Origin of the sequence: Streptomyces cinerochromogenes (assembly GCF_014648635.1) — a bacterium.
In the GTDB taxonomy this organism is placed as follows: Bacteria; Actinomycetota; Actinomycetes; order Streptomycetales; family Streptomycetaceae; genus Streptomyces; species Streptomyces cinerochromogenes.
The window spans coordinates 1-19,208 of record NZ_BMRM01000039.1 but is presented as its reverse complement, the minus strand read 5'-3'; the positions used below and the strand labels follow the sequence as shown (position 1 = coordinate 19,208).

Below are 19,208 nucleotides of genomic sequence, written 5' to 3'. Positions count from 1 at the left end.
TACCGGATGCGGTGGTGGGTCACTCGCAGGGTGAGATCGCGGCCGCCTGTGTCGCCGGTGCCCTGTCGCTGGAGGACGCCGCCCGGATCGTCGCCGTTCGTAGCCAGGTGATCGCCGGGGAGCTGGCGGGCCGGGGCGGGATGGCGTCGGTGGCGCTGTCCGAGGACGAGGCTGCCGCTCGGATTGCCGCCTGGGGCGGGCGCGTTGAGGTCGCGGCTGTCAACAGTCCCAGCTCGGTGGTGGTCGCCGGTGACGCGGAGGCGCTGGACGAGGCGCTGGCCGTGCTGGAGGCCGACGGCGTCCGCGTCCGGCGGGTGGCGGTGGACTATGCCTCCCACACCCGTCATGTCGAGGCGATCGAGGGCGCGTTGGCGGAGGCGTTCGCCGACATTCGCAGCCAGGCCCCGCTGGTGCCGTTCTTCTCCACGGTCACCGGTGAGTGGATCCGCGAGGCGGGCGTGCTCGACGGCGGCTACTGGTACCGCAACCTGCGCAGTCAGGTGCGTTTCGGTCCGGCGGTGGCCTCGTTGCTGGCCGAGGGTCACACGGTGTTCGTGGAGTCCAGTGCCCATCCGGTCCTCGTCCAGCCGGTCAACGAGATCGTGGACGAGGCGACGGCGGAGTCCGACACCGTCGTCACCGGGTCCCTGCGCCGTGAAGAGGGCGGTCTGCGGCGGCTGCTCGCGTCGATGGCCGCCGTGTTCGTCAAGGGCGTTGCGGTCGACTGGACGGGCGTCCTGCACGCCGGTGCCGACGGCGCGCAGGTGGACCTGCCGACCTACGCGTTCGACCACCGGCACTACTGGCTGAAGCCGACGCCCGCGGCGGACGCCGCCGCCCTCGGGCAGACCGGTACCGACCACCCCCTGCTGGGTGCGGTGGTCGGGCGGCCGGACTCCGGGGGGTTCATGACGACCTCGCGGTGGTCCCTGCGCTCGCAGCCGTGGCTGGGTGAGCACCTCGTCGGGGACGACGCGGTGCTGGTGCCGAACGCGGCCCTGGTGGAGCTGGCGGTCCGGCTCGGCGACGAGGCCGGCGTGCCGGTCGTGGCGGAGCTGACCGTCGAGCGGCCCGTCGTCCTGCCGGTGCGCGGCGGGCGGGCCGTCCAGACCGTGGTGGGCGGCGCCGACGACAGCGGACGGCGTACGGTCGAGGTGTACTCGCGCGCGGACGACTCCGCGCCGGACGCCTCCTGGACGCGGCACGCGCACGGCACGCTCGCGCCCGCCGCCCCTGCGGAGGCGGACGGGGACCGGCCGGCCGGCGGGACCGGCGTCGAGGTGGCCCTCGGGGAGAGCGCCGGGGACGCCGACCGGTACGGCGTACACCCCACCCTGCTCGACGCGGCCGTACGGACGGCACTGCCCGCCGGGACCCTCGCGGTCACCTGGCGCGGCGTCAGCCTGCTGGCGTCCGGGGCGACCGCCGTCACCGTGCGTTCGGCGGGGGCGGCCGGTGAGGGCACCCGGCTCGACCTGACCGACCCTGCCGGGCGGCCCGTGCTGACCGTCGACGCGGTGCTGTCCGAACCGTTCGACCCGGCGCGCGCCGGACTCGCCGAGGCGCTCACCCACGACGCACTGTTCCGCGTCGACTGGACGGAGCTGCCCCTGCCCGCGGGTGACGGGGCACCGGCCGTCGTCACCGTACGGACCGCGCAGGACGTCGATGCCGGTGCTGCGGACACGGACGTCCTGCTGTACGGCGTCGACCCCGCGGTGACCGACCCGCGTACGGCCCTCACCGCCGCGCTCGCCGTCCTCCAGGCCTGGCTGGCCGAACCGGCCCTGGAGCGGACCCGGTTGGTCGTGACGGTCGGCGCGGACGGCACGGACCTCGCCACGGCCGCCGTCCGAGGGCTGCTGCGGTCCGCGCAGTCCGAGCATCCCGGCCGGATCGTGCTGGCGGAGTACGACCAACAGGGAGAGCCGGGAGAGCCGGGACAGGGACGGGACGGCGGTGCGGTGGTGCGGGCCGCGCTGCCCGGGCTGCTCGCCTCCGGTGAACCGGTGATCCGTCTGCGGGCCACGGGTGCCGAAGTGCCGCGGCTGGTCCGGGCCGGGGCTCCCGCGGCGGAAGACGGCGTCCCGCAGCCGGGCCGGGCGCTCGATCCGGACGGGACCGTGCTCATCACCGGCGGTACCGGCACGCTCGGCGCGCTCACCGCCCGGCACCTGGTCGCCGAGCACGGCGTCCGCCATCTGCTCCTGCTGAGCCGGCGCGGCCCCGAGGCGGACGGCGCGGCCGCGCTGTGCGAGGAGCTGACCGCGCTCGGCGCCACCGTCACCGTCGTCGCCTGCGACACCGGCGACCGGGACCGGCTCGCGGCCGTCCTGGACGCCGTGGACGCCGGTCACCCGCTGACCGCCGTCCTGCACACCGCCGGCGTCCTGGACGACGGCGTGCTCACCGCGCTCACCCCGGAGCGCGTCGACACCGTCCTGCGGCCCAAGCTGGACGCCGCCCTGCTGCTGGACGAGCTGACGCGGGAGTGCGACCTCGCGGCGTTCGTCCTGTTCTCCTCGGCCGCCAACGTCTTCGGCAACCCGGGCCAGGCCAACTACGCCGCCGCCAACGCCGCCCTGGACGCGCTCGCCCGGCGCCGCCGCGAACAGGGGCTGCCCGGTGTCTCGCTCGCCTGGGGCTACTGGGAGCGGGCCAGCGGCATGACCGGGCACCTCGGCGCCGCCGACCTGCACCGCAACCGGCGGCTCGGCATGGCCGCCCTGTCCGAGGCCGAGGGCATGGCCCTGCTGGACCTCGCCCTGCGCCCCGGCAGCGCGCTGCCCGCCGCCCCGGTGGCCGCCAAACTGGACCTGCCCGCCCTGCGCGCCGCGGCCCGTACGGCGCCCGTGGCGCCCCTGCTGCGGGGCCTCGCCCCCACACCGCGCTCGCTGGCCCGCGCCGCCGGCAGCGCGGACCAGGGCGGCCTGCGGGACCGGCTGGCCGCGCTGGACCCGGCGGCCCAGCTGGCCCTGCTGCTGGACCTGGTCCGGCGCGACGCCGCCGACGTGCTCGGCCACGGCAGCGCCGCCGCCGTCCGCGCCGACCGGGCCTTCAAGGACGCCGGGTTCGACTCGCTGACCGCGGTGGAGCTGCGCAACCGGCTGGCGAACGCCACCGGTCTCACGCTGCCCTCGGCCGTCGTCTTCGACTACCCCAAGCCGACCGCGCTCGCCGAGCACCTGCGCGCCCGGCTCGTCGGCGACTCCCGTCCCGACGCCCCCGCCGCCACGGCCACCGCGTCCGACGAACCGATCGCGATCGTCGCGATGGCCTGCCGCTTCCCGGCGGGGGTGCACAGCCCGGAGGACCTGTGGCGGGTCGTGGCCGACGGGGTCGACGCCGTCACCGAGTTCCCCGCCGACCGGGGCTGGGACATCGACCGGCTCTACGACGCCGATCCCGACAAGGCCGGTACGACCTACGTGCGGCACGGCGCGTTCCTGGACGACGCGCCCGGCTTCGACGCCGCCTTCTTCGGCATCTCCCCGAACGAGGCCCTCGCCATGGACCCGCAGCAGCGGCTGCTGCTGGAGACGTCCTGGGAGGCGTTCGAACGCGCCGCGATCGACCCGACCGGGCTGGGCGGCCGGGACATCGGCGTCTTCGTCGGCGTCAACAGTCACGACTACACCGTGCGGATGCACCACGCGACCGACGCCGAGGGCTTCCGGCTCACCGGTGGCTCCGGCAGCGTCGTGTCGGGCCGCGTCGCCTACCACTTCGGCTTCGAGGGCCCGGCCGTCACCATCGACACCGCCTGCTCCTCCTCCCTGGTCGCCCTGCACCTGGCCGCCCAGGCGCTGCGCAACGGGGAGTGCTCCATGGCGCTCGCCGGCGGTGTCATGGTGATGGGCAACGTGGAGACGTTCATCGAGTTCTCCCGGCAGCGCGGCCTGGCCCCGGACGGACGGTGCAAGGCGTTCGCGGACGGCGCGGACGGCACCGGCTGGTCCGAGGGCGTCGGCGTGCTGCTGGTCGAGCGGCTGTCCGAGGCACGGCGGCGGGGTCACCAGGTGCTCGCCGTGATCCGCGGCTCGGCCGTCAACCAGGACGGCGCGTCCAACGGCCTCACCGCCCCCAACGGGCCCTCCCAGCAGCGCGTCATCCGCCGGGCGCTCGCCAACGCCGGGCTGACGACGGCGGACGTCGACGCGGTGGAGGCGCACGGCACGGGCACCGTCCTCGGCGACCCGATCGAGGCCCAGGCCCTGCTCGCCACCTACGGCCAGGACCGCGAACAGCCGCTGTACCTGGGCTCGGTGAAGTCGAACATCGGTCACACCCAGGCCGCCGCCGGCGTCGCCGGCGTCATCAAGATGGTCATGGCGATGCGACACGGCCTGCTGCCCCGCACCCTGCACGTGGACCGGCCGTCCCGCCACGTGGACTGGTCGGCGGGCGCCGTGGAGGTGCTCACCGAGGCCCGTACCTGGCCGGAGACCGGCCGCCCGCGCCGCGCCGGCGTCTCCGCCTTCGGCATCGGCGGCACCAACGCCCACCTGGTCCTGGAACAGGCCCCGGCGGCGGAGCGGGTACCAGCGGGCGAGCCGGGGCCCGCGGACGGCGTGGGGCCGGCCGCGGCCGCCGGTGGCGCCCTCCTCCCGTTCCCCCTCTCCGCCCGCACCGCCGCCGGGCTGCGCGGCCAGGCCGCCCGGCTCGCGGACTGGGTGGCGGAGCGGACCGCGATGCCGCTCGCGGCCACGGCGCACGCGCTGGGCACCGCCCGCGCCCACCTCGACCACCGCGCGGTCGTCCTCGCCGCCGACCGGGACCGCCTCACCGGTGCCCTGCGCGCGCTCGCCGAGGGCACCGCCGACGCGGACACCGTCACCGGCGGCCCGGCCGACGGCAAGCTCGCCTTCCTGTTCACCGGACAGGGCAGCCAGTGGGCCGGTATGGGCCGCGAACTCGCCGCCGCCCACCCCGTGTTCCGGGAGGCGTTCGACGCCGCCTGCGCCGCCGTGGAAAGGCACCTGGACGGCCTCGAACACCCCCTGAAGGACGTGGTGTTCGCCGAGCCCGGCACCGAACGGGCCGCCCTGCTCGACCAGACCCTCTACACCCAGGCCGCCCTGTTCGCCCTGGAGACCGCGCTGTTCCGGCTGTTCACCTCCTGGGGCGTACGGCCCGACCTCCTCGCGGGCCACTCGGTCGGCGAGATCGCCGCCGCGCACGCCGCCGGCATCCTCGACCTGGCGGACGCCGGTGAACTGGTCGCGGCACGCGGCCGGTTGATGCAGGCGCTGCCCGAGGGCGGGGCGATGATCGCCGTCGAGGCCACCGAGGCCGACGTCACCCCGCTGCTCACCCGGACGCCGGGGACCGTCGGCATCGCGGCGGTCAACGGGCCGCGGGCGCTGGTGCTGTCCGGCGCCGAGGACGCCGTACTCGCCGTCGCCGCGCGCCTCGCCCAGGACGGGCACCGCACCCGCCGCCTGACCGTCAGCCACGCCTTCCACTCCGCGCTGATGGAGCCGATGCTCGACGAACTGCGCGCCGTGGCCGCCCGCCTCCGGTACCGGCCGGGCACCCTCCCCGTCGTCTCGACGCTCACCGGCGCCCTCGCCGAGGACGGGCTGCTCGCCACCCCCGAGTACTGGGTGGACCAGGCCCGGCACGCCGTGCGGTTCGCCGACGCCGTCACCGCCCTGCGCGACCAGGGCGCCGTCACCCACCTGGAGCTGGGCCCCGGCGGCGTGCTCAGCGCCATGGCCCTCGGCACGCTCGGGCCGGACACCCGCGGCTGCGTCACCACCCTGCGCCGGGACACCGCCGAGGACACCGCCGTGTCCACCGCGCTCGCCGAACTGCACGTGCGGGGCGTACCGGTCGACTGGACCGCCGTCCTCGGCCGCCCGGACCCGGTCGTCGGCCCCGACCTGCCCACCTACGCCTTCCAGCACCAGCGGTACTGGGTCGAGGGCGGCACCGCGACCGACGCCGAGGCACTCGGCGCCCGGTCCGCCGGCCACCCGCTGCTGGGCGGCGTCGTGGAGGTCCCCGGCGAGCACGGCGGCACCGGCGTCGTCCTCACCGGCCGGCTCTCCCGGCGCAGCCCCGGCCTGCACGCCGGCGGGGGAGGGGCCGTACCGGCCGGTGTCCTGCTGGAGCTGCTGGTCCGGGCCGGCGACGAGACCGGCGGCGGCACCGTCGAGCGGATCACCGTCGACGCCCCCCTCGTCGTCCCCGACCACGGCGACCTCCAGCTCCGCGTCTTCGTGGACGCGCCCGGACCCGACGGGGCGCGCGCGGCCACCGTGCACAGCCGGCCGGCCGGACACGAGGGCCAACCGTGGCTGCGGCACGCCCGCGCCACCCTCACGCCCGGGGTTCCCGAGCACGCCTTCGACCTGCGCGCCTGGCCGGACGAGCCCGCCGAGGACGCTGCCCCGGCCGGGGCGCGCGGCCTGTGGCGGCGAGGCGGCCGGATCCTCGCCGACATCGCCCTGCCGGGCGAACTCGCCGACGAGGTGGACGAGTTCAGCCTCCACCCGGTGCTCATCGACACCGCCCTGCGGATCGCCGCCGAGGACGCCGTCGTCACCCTGACCGAGTGCGCCGCCCTCGCCGTGTACGCGGTCGGCGCCACCGAGCTGCGGGTGCGCGTCACCCCGGACGCCGACGGCCGCCACCTGCTGGAGCTGGCCGACCCCGACGGCCGGCCCGTGGCCCTGCTCGGCCCGCTGACGCTGACGGCCGCCGAAGCGGTCGTACCGGAAGCCGACGTGCCGGAAACGCCCGTACGGGAGGCCGGGGTACCGGAAGCAGGCGCTCTGGAGGCGCTCGTACCGGAGGCCGCCGCGCCCGGAACCGCCCCCGTCGCGAGCACGCCCGGCTCCGCCCCCGCCCGCCGCGTCATCCGCCGCACCCCGGCCGCCGACGGCAACGAGCTGGCCGCCCGGCTGGCCGGGCTCGCCGACGCCGAACAGCGCCGCGTCCTGCTGGAACTGGTCCGGGAGAGCACCGCGGCCGTCCTCGGCCACCGGGACACGGACGACTTCGACGAGGGCCAGCCGTTCAAGAACCTCGGTTTCGACTCGCTCACCGCCGTCAAACTCCGCAACCGGCTGCACGACTTCACCGGCGTCAGCCTGCCCAGCAGCCTGGTCTTCGACCACCCGACACCGGCCCTGCTCGCCGACCACCTGCGCGGCGAACTCCTCGGCACCCGCCCGGAGACCCCCGCACCCGTCCGGCGCGGCACCGCGGACCCGGACGAGCCGATCGCCATCATCGCCATGAGCAGCAGGCTGCCCGGCGGCGTCAACAGCCCCGAGGACCTGTGGCAGCTCGTCATGGACCGGCGCGACGCCATCTCCGGCTTCCCCACCGACCGTGACTGGGACATCGACCGGCTCTACCACCCCGACCCGGCCCACCCCGGCACCAGCTACACCCGGGCGGGCGGCTTCCTGCACGACGCCGCCCGGTTCGACGCCCAGCTCTTCGGCATCTCGCCGCGCGAGGCCCTGGCCATGGACCCGCAGCAGCGGCTCCTGCTGGAGACCTCCTGGGAGGCCATGGAACGGGCCGGCATCGACCCGCTGTCCACCCGCGGCCAGGACATCGGCGTCTTCACCGGCATCGTCCACCACGACTACGTCACCCGGCTGCGCCAGGTCCCCGAGGACGTCCAGGGCTACACGATGACCGGCACGGCCGCGAGCGTGGCCTCGGGCCGGGTGTCGTACGTCTTCGGCTTCGAGGGCCCCGCCGTCACCGTCGACACCGCCTGCTCCTCGTCCCTGGTCGCCATGCACCTGGCCGCCCAGGCCCTGCGCGGCGGCGAGTGCTCCCTCGCGCTCGCCGGCGGCGCCACCGTCATGGCCACCCCGGACGCCTTCCTGGAGTTCTCCCGGCAGCGCGGCCTGTCCGCCGACGGCCGCTGCAAGGCGTACTCGTCCACCGCCGACGGCACCGGCTGGGCCGAGGGCGTCGGCGTGGTCCTGCTGGAGCGGCTGTCCGAGGCGCGCCGCAACGGCCACCGGGTGCTGGCGGTGCTGCGCGGCAGCGCGGTCAACCAGGACGGCGCCTCCAACGGCCTGACCGCCCCCAACGGCCCCTCCCAGCAGCGGGTGATCCGCAGCGCGCTGGCGTCCGCCGGGCTGAAGCCCGCCGACGTGGACGCGGTGGAGGGCCACGGCACCGGCACCGTCCTCGGCGACCCGATCGAGGTCCAGGCGCTGCTCGCCACCTACGGCCAGGACCGCGAACAGCCGCTGTACCTGGGCTCGGTGAAGTCGAACATCGGTCACACCCAGGCCGCCGCCGGCGTCGCCGGGGTGATCAAGATGGTGGAGGCGATGCGGCACGGCGTCCTGCCGCCCACCCTGAACGTCGCCGAACCCACCCCCCAGGTGGACTGGTCCGCGGGCGCGGTCGAACTCCTCACCGAGGCCCGCGAGTGGACCCGTACCGGCCGGCCGCGCCGGGCCGCCGTCTCCTCGTTCGGCGCGAGCGGCACCAACGCGCACGTCATCCTGGAGGAGGCACCCGACACCGAGCCGCCCACCCGGCCGGCGGCGTCCGGCACCGAGCCGCTCACCCTGCCGACGGTGCCCGCCGGCGTCGTACCGCTGGTGGTGTCGGCCCGCAGTACGGCCGCCCTCGCCGCCCAGGCCGGACGCCTGGCGGCCTTCGTCACCGGTGCCGAGACCTCCCCGGCCGAGGTCGCCGGGGCCCTCGTCGCCCGGCGGGCCCTGCTGTCCGAGCGGGCCGTGGTCGTCGCCGGCGCCCGCGACGAGGCACTGACGGGGCTGGGCGCGCTGGCCCGGGGCGAGAGCAGCCCCCTCGTCGTGACCGGAACGGTCGCCGGCTCCGGCGGCCCCGGCCGGACCGTGCTCGTCTTCCCCGGTCAGGGGTCGCAGTGGCTGGGGATGGGCCGGGAGTTGCTGGAGTCGTCGCCGGTGTTCGCGGAGCGGGTCGAGGAGTGTGCCCGGGCGCTGGAGCCGTGGGTGGACTGGGACTTGAAGGCCGTTCTGCGCGGTGATGTCGATCTGCTGGACCGCGTGGACGTCGTCCAGCCGGCGAGCTTCTCCGTGAACGTCGCCCTGGCGGCGGTGTGGGCGTCGGTGGGTGTCGTACCGGACGCGGTGGTGGGTCACTCGCAGGGTGAGATCGCGGCGGCTTGTGTGGCGGGTGCGTTGTCGCTGGAGGACGCGGCCCGGATTGTCGCCGTTCGTAGTCAGGTGATCGCCGGTGAGCTGGCGGGCCGGGGCGGGATGGCGTCGGTGGCACTGTCCGAGGCTGACGCTGTTGCTCGGATTGCCGCCTGGGACGGGCGCGTCGAGGTCGCGGCTGTCAACAGTCCCACCTCGGTGGTGGTCGCCGGTGACGCGGAGGCGCTGGACGAGGCCCTGGCCGTGCTGGAGGCCGACGGTGTCCGTGTCCGGCGGGTGGCGGTGGACTATGCCTCCCACACTCGTCATGTCGAGGCGATCGAGGGCGCGTTGGCGGAGGCGTTCGCGGACGTCCGCAGCCAGGCCCCGCTGGTGCCGTTCTTCTCGACGGTGACCGGTGAGTGGGTGCGTGAGGCGGGGGTCCTGGACGGCGGCTACTGGTACCGGAACCTGCGCAGTCAGGTCCGCTTCGGACCGGCGGTGGCCGCGTTGCTGGCCGAGGGCCACACGGTGTTCGTGGAGTCCAGCGCCCACCCGGTCCTCGTCCAGCCCGTGAACGAGATCTTCGACGAGGCCGCCGCCGACAAGGTCCGGCTCCGCGCCGTCGCCGGCGGCTCCCTGCGCCGCGAGGAAGGCGGCCCGCGGCGGCTGCTCGCGTCGATGGCCGAGCTGTTCGTCAAGGGCGTGGCCGTGGACTGGACGGGCGTCCTGCCCGCCGCAGCCCGTGACGCCGACGTGGACCTGCCGACGTACGCCTTCGACCGGCAGCACTTCTGGCTGCGGGAGGCGGACACCGGCACGGACGGCGCACCCGCCGCCGAGGGCGCCGAGAACGACTTCTGGACCGCCGTCGAACAGGCCGACGCCGACTCCCTCGCCCGGCTCCTCGACCTGGCCGCCGCCGACCAGCGCGACGCGCTGCGCACCGTCGTACCCGTGCTCGCCGACTGGCGCGGCCGGCGGCGCGAGCGGTCGGCGGCCGAGAAGCTGCGCTACCACGTCACCTGGCGGCCCCTCGACCAGGAGGGCACCGGCGTTCCCGGCGGCACCTGGCTGGCCGTCGTACCTGCCGGGCGGCCGGCGGACTCGCCGCTGGACGAGCTGCTGCGGGAACTCACCGCACAGGGGCTCGACCTGCTCCCGCTGGAGGTCACCGCGGCCGACACCGACCGCGCCCGGCTCGGCGAACGCCTGTCGGCCGCCCTCGCCGAACACGCTGTGACCGGTGTGCTGTCCCTGCTCGCCCTCGACCCCGGCGGCGCGGACGGCCCGCAGGACCCCGTCCCGCTGACCGCGGCCACCCTCGCCCTGGTACAGGCGCTCGGCGACAGCGGGGCCACACAGCCGCTGTGGTGCCTGACCCGGGGCGCGGTCAACACCGGCATCCAGGACACCGTCACCGCCCCGGCACAGGCGGCCGTCTGGGGCATCGGCCGGGCCGCCGCCCTGGAACGCGGCGACCGCTGGGGCGGGCTGATCGACCTGCCCGCCACGCTCGACACCCGCGCCGTCCGCCACCTGCTCGGCGCCCTCGGCCACCCGGGAGACGACGACCAGCTGGCCGTACGCCGGTCCGGCGTCCACACCCGCAGGCTGCTCCGCAAGACCGCCCCCGACCCGGCCGCCGGATCCGGCTGGCAGCCCGCCGGCACCGTCCTGGTGACCGGCGGCGCCGAGGGCCTCGGCCGGCACGCCTCCCTGTGGCTCGCCCGGTCCGGCGCCCGGCGCCTCCTCGTCACCACCACGGCCGGCGCACCCGACGGCGCGCTCGACGCGCTCACCGCCGAAGTCGCCGCGCTCGGCACCGGCACCACCGTCGAGACCTGCGCCGACACCGACCGGGCCGCCATCGAGCGCCTGCTCGCCGAAACCCCCGGCGACCAGCCCCTCACCGCCGTCGTGCACACCGCGGACATCGCCCGCACCAGCACCGTGGACGACACCGGCGTACCCGAACTCACCGAGGTGTTCACCGCCAAGGTCGACACCGCCCGCTGGCTCGCCGAACGGTTCGCCGACACCCCCCTCGACGCGTTCGTGGTGTTCTCCTCGATCGCCGGCATCTGGGGCGGTGGCGGCCAGGGACCGTCCGGCGCGGCCAACGCCGTCCTGGACGCCCTCGTGGAGTGGCGGCGCGGCCACGGCCATCCGGCCACCGCGATCGCCTGGGGCGCGCTGGACGAGACCGGCGTCGGCATGGACGAGGACACCCTGACCCAGCTGCGCCGGCGCGGTGTCCTGCCGATGGCCCCGCAGATCGCCCTCACCGCCTTCGAACAGGCCGTCCAGGCCCAGGAGAAGGCCGTCACGGTCGTCGACATGGACTGGGGCGCCTTCATCCCGGCGTTCACCTCGGTCCGGCCCAGCCCGCTCTTCGCCGACCTGCCCGAGGCGCAGGAAGCGCTGCGGGCCACCCAGCCGGACACCGAGAACGGCGACACCACCGCCGGCCTCGTGGACTCCCTGCGCGACGTCCCCGAGGCCGAGCAGAACCGCATCCTGCTCCGGCTGGTGTGCGGACACGCCGCCACGGTCCTCGGCCACAGCGGCGCGGAGAGCATCGGGCCCCTCCAGGCCTTCCAGGAGGTCGGCTTCGACTCGCTCGCCGCCGTCAACCTGCGCAACAGCCTCCACGTGGCGACCGGCCTCCGGCTGCCCGCCACCCTCATCTTCGACTACCCCACGCCGGACGCCCTCGTCGGCTACCTGCGCTCCGAACTCATCCGGGACGCGGACGACGGGCTCGACGGGCGGGAGGACGACCTCAGGCGAGCCCTCGCCACCGTCCCCCTCGCCCGGTTCAGGGACGCCGGCGTCCTGGACACCCTGCTCGGCCTCGTGGACACCGAGGACGCCCCGGCGTCCGGGACGCCCGAAGGGGCGGACCCGGCCGAGGACGACGAGACCCTGATCGACGCCATGGACGTTGCCGATCTCGTGCAGCGTGCTCTGGGCAGGACGAGCTGACCCCATGACAGCGGACGCACCACGGAGGACGGATATGTCGGGCCCGGACGACCAGATCGTCAACGCGCTGCGCGCCTCCCTCAAGGAGAACGCGCGCCTGCAGCAGGAGAACACCAAACTCGCGGCGGCCGTTGCCGAGCCCATCGCCATCGTCTCCATGGCCTGCCGGTACGCGGGGGGCATCCGCACCCCCGAGGACCTGTGGCGGGTGGTGAGCGACGGCACCGACGTCTACACGGCGTTCCCGGAGGACCGCGGCTGGGACCTGGAGGGCCTCTACCACCCCGACCCGGACAACCCCGGCACCACCTACGTCCGCGAGGGCGCCTTCCTGCACGACGCCGGCGAGTTCGACGCCGCGTTCTTCGGCATCTCGCCGCGCGAGGCCCTCGCCATGGACCCGCAGCAGCGCCAGCTCCTCGAAGTGTCCTGGGAGACCCTGGAACGCGCCGGCATCGACCCGCACTCGCTGCGCGGCAGCGACACCGGCGTCTTCGCCGGCATCGTCCACCAGGACTACGCCCCCGACCTCAGCGGCCACGAGGGCTTCCTCAGCCTGGAGCGGGCCCTCGGCACGTCGGGCGGTATCGCCTCCGGCCGCGTCGCCTACACCCTCGGCCTGGAGGGGCCCGCGGTCACCGTCGACACCATGTGCTCCTCGTCGCTGGTCGCCATCCACCTCGCCATGCAGGCGCTGCGCCGCGGCGAGTGCTCCATGGCACTCGCCGGCGGCTCCACCGTGATGTCCACGCCCGGCGGCTTCGTCGGCTTCGCCCGCCAGCGCGGCCTCGCCCTCGACGGCCGCATCAAGTCCTACGCCGCCGCGGCCGACGGCTCCAGCTGGGCCGAGGGCGTCGGTGTCGTCCTCCTCGAAACGCTGTCCCAGGCCCGCGAGCGCGGCCACCGCGTCCTCGCCGTCATCCGCGGCTCCGCCGTCAACCAGGACGGCGCCTCCAACGGCCTCACCGCCCCCAACGGCCCCTCCCAGCAGCGGGTCATCCGCAAGGCCCTGGCCGGTGCCGGACTGACCACCGCCGACGTCGACATGGTCGAGGGCCACGGCACCGGCACCGTCCTCGGCGACCCCATCGAGGCCCAGGCCATCCTCGCCACCTACGGCCAGGACCGCCCCGCCGGACAGCCGCTGCGGCTCGGCTCCGTCAAGTCCGTCATCGGCCACACCCAGGCCGCCTCCGGTGTCGCCGGCGTCATCAACATGGTGCAGGCGCTGCGCCACGGCACGATGCCGGCCACCCGGCACATCGACGCCCCCACCCCGCAGGTCGACTGGTCCTCCGGCGCCGTCGAACTGCTCACCGAGGCCCAGCGGTGGCCCGACACCGGGCGCCCGCGCCGCGCCGGCGTGTCCTCGTTCGGCGCCAGCGGCACCAACGCCCACCTGATCCTCGAACAGGCCCCCGAGATCCCCGAGACCCCGGCCGAGGCACCCGACGCTCCCGGCGAGCCGTACGACGGTGTGCTGCCGCTGGTCGTGTCCGCGGCCTCCGCCGCCTCCCTCACCGGCCAGGCCGGCCGCCTCGCCGCCTTCCTGGACAGCGCCCCCGGCACCCCGCTCGCGGACATCGCCGGCACCCTCGCCACCCGGCGCGCCGTCCTCGGCGAACGCGCGGTCGTCGTCGCGGACACCCACGACGAGGCCCTCGCCGCGCTCACCGCCCTCGCCCGCGACGAACAGGCGCCCGGCACCGTCCGCGGCGCCGCCACCGCGGCCGGCGCCGGCAAGACCGTCCTCGTCTTCCCCGGGCAGGGCACCCAGTGGATCGGCATGGGCCGCGAACTCCTCGACTCCTCCCCGGTGTTCGCCGCCCGCATCGAGGAGTGCGCCCGGGCCCTGGAACGCTGGGTCGACTGGGACCTGAAGGCCGTCCTGCGCGGCGAGGCCGAGACCGAGCTGCTGACCCGCGTGGACGTCGTGCAGCCCGCGAGCTTCGCCGTGGCCGTGGGCCTGGCGGCCGTCTGGGCCTCCGTCGGCGTCGTACCGGACGCGGTGATCGGCCACTCGCAGGGCGAGATCGCCGCCGCCTGCGTGGCGGGCGCGCTCACCCTGGACGACGCCGCCCGCATCGTCGCCGTCCGCAGCCAGGTCATCCGCGGCCGGCTCGCCGGGCTCGGCGGCATGGCGTCCGTCGCGCTCACCGAGGACGACGTCACCGCCCGGCTGGAGCGCTGGGCCGGCCGGGTCGAGGTCGCCGCCGTCAACGGGCCGGCCTCCGTCGTGATCGCCGGCGACGCCGAGGCCCTCGACGAGGTCCTGGACGCCCTGGAGGACCAGGGCGTGCGGGTGCGCCGCATCGCCGTGGACTACGCCTCCCACAGCCGCCACGTCCAGGCCGTCCAGGAGGCCCTCACCGAGGCCTTCGCGGACATCCGCGGCCAGGCGCCGGCGATCCCCTTCCTGTCCACCGTGACCGGCGAGTGGGTCCGCGAGGCCGGCGTCCTCGACGGCGGCTACTGGTACCGCAACCTCCGCAACCAGGTCCGCTTCGGCCCCGCCGCGGCCACCCTCCTCGCCGAGGGCCACACGCTGTTCGTGGAGTCCAGCGCCCACCCCGTCCTCGTCCAGCCCCTCACCGAGATCGCCGACGCCGACGCCGTCGACGCCGTGGTCACCGGTTCCCTGCGCCGCGACGACGGCGGCCTGCGCCGGCTCCTCACCTCCATGGCCGAGGTCTTCACGGCCGGTGCCGCCGTCGACTGGCAGGGCATCCTCCCCGAGGCCGCCCGCACCGCCCACGCCGACCTGCCGACGTACGCCTTCGACCACCGCCACTACTGGATCCAGCTCACCGCGAACGGCACCGACGCCGCCTCCCTCGGCGTCACCGGCACCGACCACCCGCTGCTCGGCGCCGTCGTCCCGCTGCCCCAGACCGACGGACTGGTCTTCACCTCCCGGCTCTCCCTGCGCACCCACCCCTGGCTCGCCGACCACGCCATGCAGGGCGTCGTGATCGTCCCCGGCACCGTCTACGTCGACCTCGCCGTCCGCGCCGGCGACGAGTTCGGCTGCGGCACCCTCGAAGAACTCGTCATCGAGGCCCCCCTCGTCCTGCCCGCACAGGGCGCCGTCCGCGTCCAGGTCGCCGTCGGCGGCGCCACCCCGAACGGCTCCCGCACCGTCGACGTCTACTCGCTGCGCGAGGACGCCACCGACGACGACGGCCACGGCGAGTGGACCCGGCACGCCACCGGCCTGCTGTCCGGCACACCCGCGACGTTCACCGCGCCCGCCGTCGACTACGCCGCCTGGCCGCCGCCCGGCGCCGAACCCGTCGCCATCGACGACTTCTACGCCGACCTCGTCGCCCGCGGCTACTCCTACGGCCCCGCCTTCCAGGGCCTGCGCGGCGTGTGGCGGCGCGGCGACGAACTCTTCGCCGAGGCCGCCCTGCCGCAGGACCACAGGGAGAACGCCGACAGGTTCGCCATCCACCCGGCGCTCCTCGACGCCGCCCTGCACACCAACGCCTTCGCCAACCCCGACGACGACCGCAACGTCCTGCCGTTCGCCTGGAACGGACTCGTCCTGCACGCCGAGGGCGCCACCGCCCTCCGCGTCCGGGTCGCCCCCGCCGGCCCCGACGCCCTCTCCTTCCAGGCCGCCGACGAGACCGGCGCCCTCGTCCTCACCATGGACTCCCTGGTGTCCCTGCCGGTCTCCGCCGAACAGCTCGGCGTCGCCGCCGGCGCCGACCAGGACGCCCTGTTCGCCGTCGACTGGGTGCAGCTGCCCGCCGCCGAAGGCGCCACGACCGCGCCCACCTGGGTGCCCGTCGGCGACGCCGACGACGTCACCGCGCTCACCGCCCGCGAGACCGCCCCCGCCGCCGCGATCCTCGACGCCGACAGCGGCGGCGCCGACGCCCTGACCCTGACCACCCGGGTCCTGCGCGTCCTCAAGGCCTGGCTGGCCACCCCCGGACTGGAAGCCGCCCGGCTCGTGGTGGCCACCCGGGGCGCGGTCGCCGCCGGCGGCGACAGCACCGTCACCGACCCGGCCGGCGCCGCCGTCTGGGGCCTCGTCCGCGCCGCCCAGGCCGAGAACCCCGACCGGGTGGTCCTCGCCGACCTGGACCCGGCCACCGCCACCGGCGCCGGCCCCGTCCTCGGCCGGCTCCTCGCCACCGGCGAACCCCAGCTCGCCGTCCGCGGCACCACCCTGTCCGCGCCCCGCCTGGTCCGCCCCGAACCCACCGGCACCCGGCCCGCCGGCACCGACGAGTCCGCCACCGAGCCCGCCGGCACCCCCGAGCCCCCCGCCGCGTTCGACCCCGACGGCACCGTCCTGATCACCGGCGGCACCGGCTCGCTCGGCGCGCTCGTCGCCCGCCACCTGGTCGAACGGCACGGCGTACGCCACCTGCTGCTCGCCGGCCGGCGCGGCCCCGACGCCGACGGCGCCACCGGACTCACCGCCGAACTCACCGGCCTCGGCGCCACCGTCTCCGTCGTCGCCTGCGACGTCTCCGACGGCGACGCGGTCACCGCACTGCTGCGCGGCATACCCGCCGAGCACCCGCTGACCGGCCTGGTGCACCTCGCCGGCGTCCTCGACGACGGTGTGATCAGCGCCCTCACCGAGGAGCGGATCGCCGGGGTCTTCGCCCCCAAGGCCACCGCCGTACGGCACCTGGACGAGCTGACCCGCGAACTCGCCCCCGGCCTCCGCTCGTTCGTGGTGTTCTCCTCCGCCGCCGCCCTGCTGGGCTCCGCGGGCCAGGGCAACTACGCGGCCGCCAACGCCTACCTGGACGCCGCGATGGCCCACCGCCGCGCGGCCGGTCTGCCGGGCGTCTCCCTCGCCTGGGGCCTGTGGGAGCAGAACACCGGGCTCACCGCCCACCTCAGCGAGACCGACCAGGCCCGCATGAGCCGCGGCGGCGTCCTCGCCCTCACCCCCGACGAGGGCCTCGCCCTCCTCGACACCGGCCTGCACAGCGACCGCGCCCTGCTCGTCCCGATCAAGCTGGACCTGCGCGCCCTGCGCTCCGACGCCGCGGGCGGCGCCGCCGTACCGCACCTGCTGCGCGGCCTGGTCCGGGCCGGCCGGCGCTCCGCCCGGGCAGCGGCCGGCGACGGCAGCGGCCTGCTGCGCCGCCTCGCCGGGCTGCCCGAGACCGAACAGGAAGCCGTCCTGCTGGGCATCATCCAGGCCGAGGCCACCGCCGTCCTCGGCTTCAGCGGACCCGAACTCGCCCAGGGCACCCGTGGTTTCGGCGACATCGGCTTCGACTCGCTCACCGCGATCGAACTGCGCAACCGGCTCTCCGCCGCCACCGGCGTCAAACTGCCCGCCACGCTCATCTTCGACTACCCGACCCCCGTCGCCCTCGCCCGCCACCTGCGCGAGGAACTCGGCGAGAGCGCCGCCGGCGCCACCGCCCCCACCGTGGTCGCCACCGACCCGGACGAGCCCATCGCCATCGTCGGCATGGCCTGCCGGCTGCCCGGCGGCGTCACCGACCCGGCCGGCCTGTGGCGGCTCGTCACCGAACGCCGCGACGGCATCACGGAGTTCCCCGACGACCGCGGCTGGAACCTGGACGAACTGTTCGACGCCGACCCCGACAAGGCCGGCACCTCCTACGTCCACAAGAGCGGATTCCTGCACGGTGCCGCGGAGTTCGACGCCGAGTTCTTCGGCATCTCCCCCCGCGAGGCGCTGGCCATGGACCCGCAGCAGCGGCTGCTGCTGGAGGCCACCTGGGAGGCCCTGGAGAACACCGGCATCGACCCCAGCTCGACCCGCGGCGCCGACATCGGCGTCTTCTCCGGCGTCTCCATCCACGACTACCTGGAGTCCCTCAGCAACATGCCCCCCGAGCTGGAGGGCTACGTCACCACCGCCACCGCCGGCAGCGTGGCCTCGGGCCGGGTGTCGTACGTCTTCGGCTTCGAGGGCCCCGCGGTCACCGTGGACACGGCCTGCTCCTCGTCCCTGGTCGCCATGCACCTGGCCGCCCAGGCCCTGCGGCAGGGCGAGTGCTCCCTCGCGCTGGCCGGCGGCGTCGCCGTGATGGGCTCGCCCATCGGCGTGCTCGGCATGTCCCGCCAGCGCGGCCTCGCCGCCGACGGCCGGGTCAAGGCCTTCTCCGACGGCGCCGACGGCACCATCCTCTCCGAGGGCGTCGGCATCGTCGTCCTGGAGCGCCTGTCCGAGGCCCGCCGCAACGGACACCAGGTCCTGGCGGTCCTCCGCGGCTCGGCCGTCAACCAGGACGGCGCCTCCAACGGCCTGACCGCCCCCAACGGCCCCTCGCAGCAGCGGGTGATCCGCCGGGCCCTGTCGGCGGCCGGGCTCGCCCCGACGGACGTCGACGCGGTCGAGGCCCACGGCACGGGCACCGCCCTCGGTGACCCCATCGAGGCGCAGGCGCTCCTCGCCACCTACGGCCGCGACCGCGAACAGCCGCTCTGGCTGGGCTCGTTGAAGTCCAACATCGGCCACACCCAGGCCGCCGCCGGTGTCGCCGGCGTCATCAAGATGGTCCAGGCCCTGCGGCACGGCGTCCTGCCCGCCACGCTGAACGTCACCGAGCCGACCCCGCAGGTCGACTGGTCGGCCGGCGCCGTCGAGCTGCTGACCGAGGAACGGGAATGGCCGCACACCGGCCGCCCGCGCCGGGCCGGCGTCTCCTCCTTCGGCATCAGCGGCACCAACGCCCACGTCATCCTGGAACAGGCCCCCGAGGAACCCGCCGTCACGCGTGAGCCGCACGAGGGTGTGGTGCCGCTGGTGGTCTCGGCCGCGTCGGAGGGTTCGCTGGCGGGTCAGGCCGAGCGGCTGGCCGTGTTCGCCGCTGACACCGATGCGTCTGTGGCCGACCTCGCGGGTGCGCTGGTGCGGCGGCGGGCGGTGCTGTCGGAGCGGGCCGTGGTGGTCGCCGGGTCGCGGGACGAGGCGGTGGCCGGGCTGGCGGCGCTGGCCAACGGTGAAAGTCATCCCGCTGTGGTGAGCGGTGGCGCGGGCGCATCCGGCCGGACCGTGCTCGTCTTCCCCGGTCAGGGGTCGCAGTGGCTGGGGATGGGCCGGGAGTTGCTGGAGTCCTCGCCGGTGTTCGCCGAGCGGGTCGAGGAGTGTGCCCGGGCGCTGGA

The 19,208-nt window shown here is 75.7% G+C and carries 2 protein-coding genes; both read left to right on the top strand.

All coding sequences use genetic code 11. From position 1 onward, the window contains the following. Window positions 1-12,092: type I polyketide synthase (locus IEZ20_RS39115; protein ID WP_189307858.1), on the top strand; the 12,092-nt coding region annotated here is incomplete at its 5' end. Between the two features lie 34 nt (window positions 12,093-12,126). Further along, window positions 12,127-19,208: type I polyketide synthase (locus tag IEZ20_RS39110; protein ID WP_189307856.1), on the top strand; the 7,082-nt coding region annotated here is incomplete at its 3' end.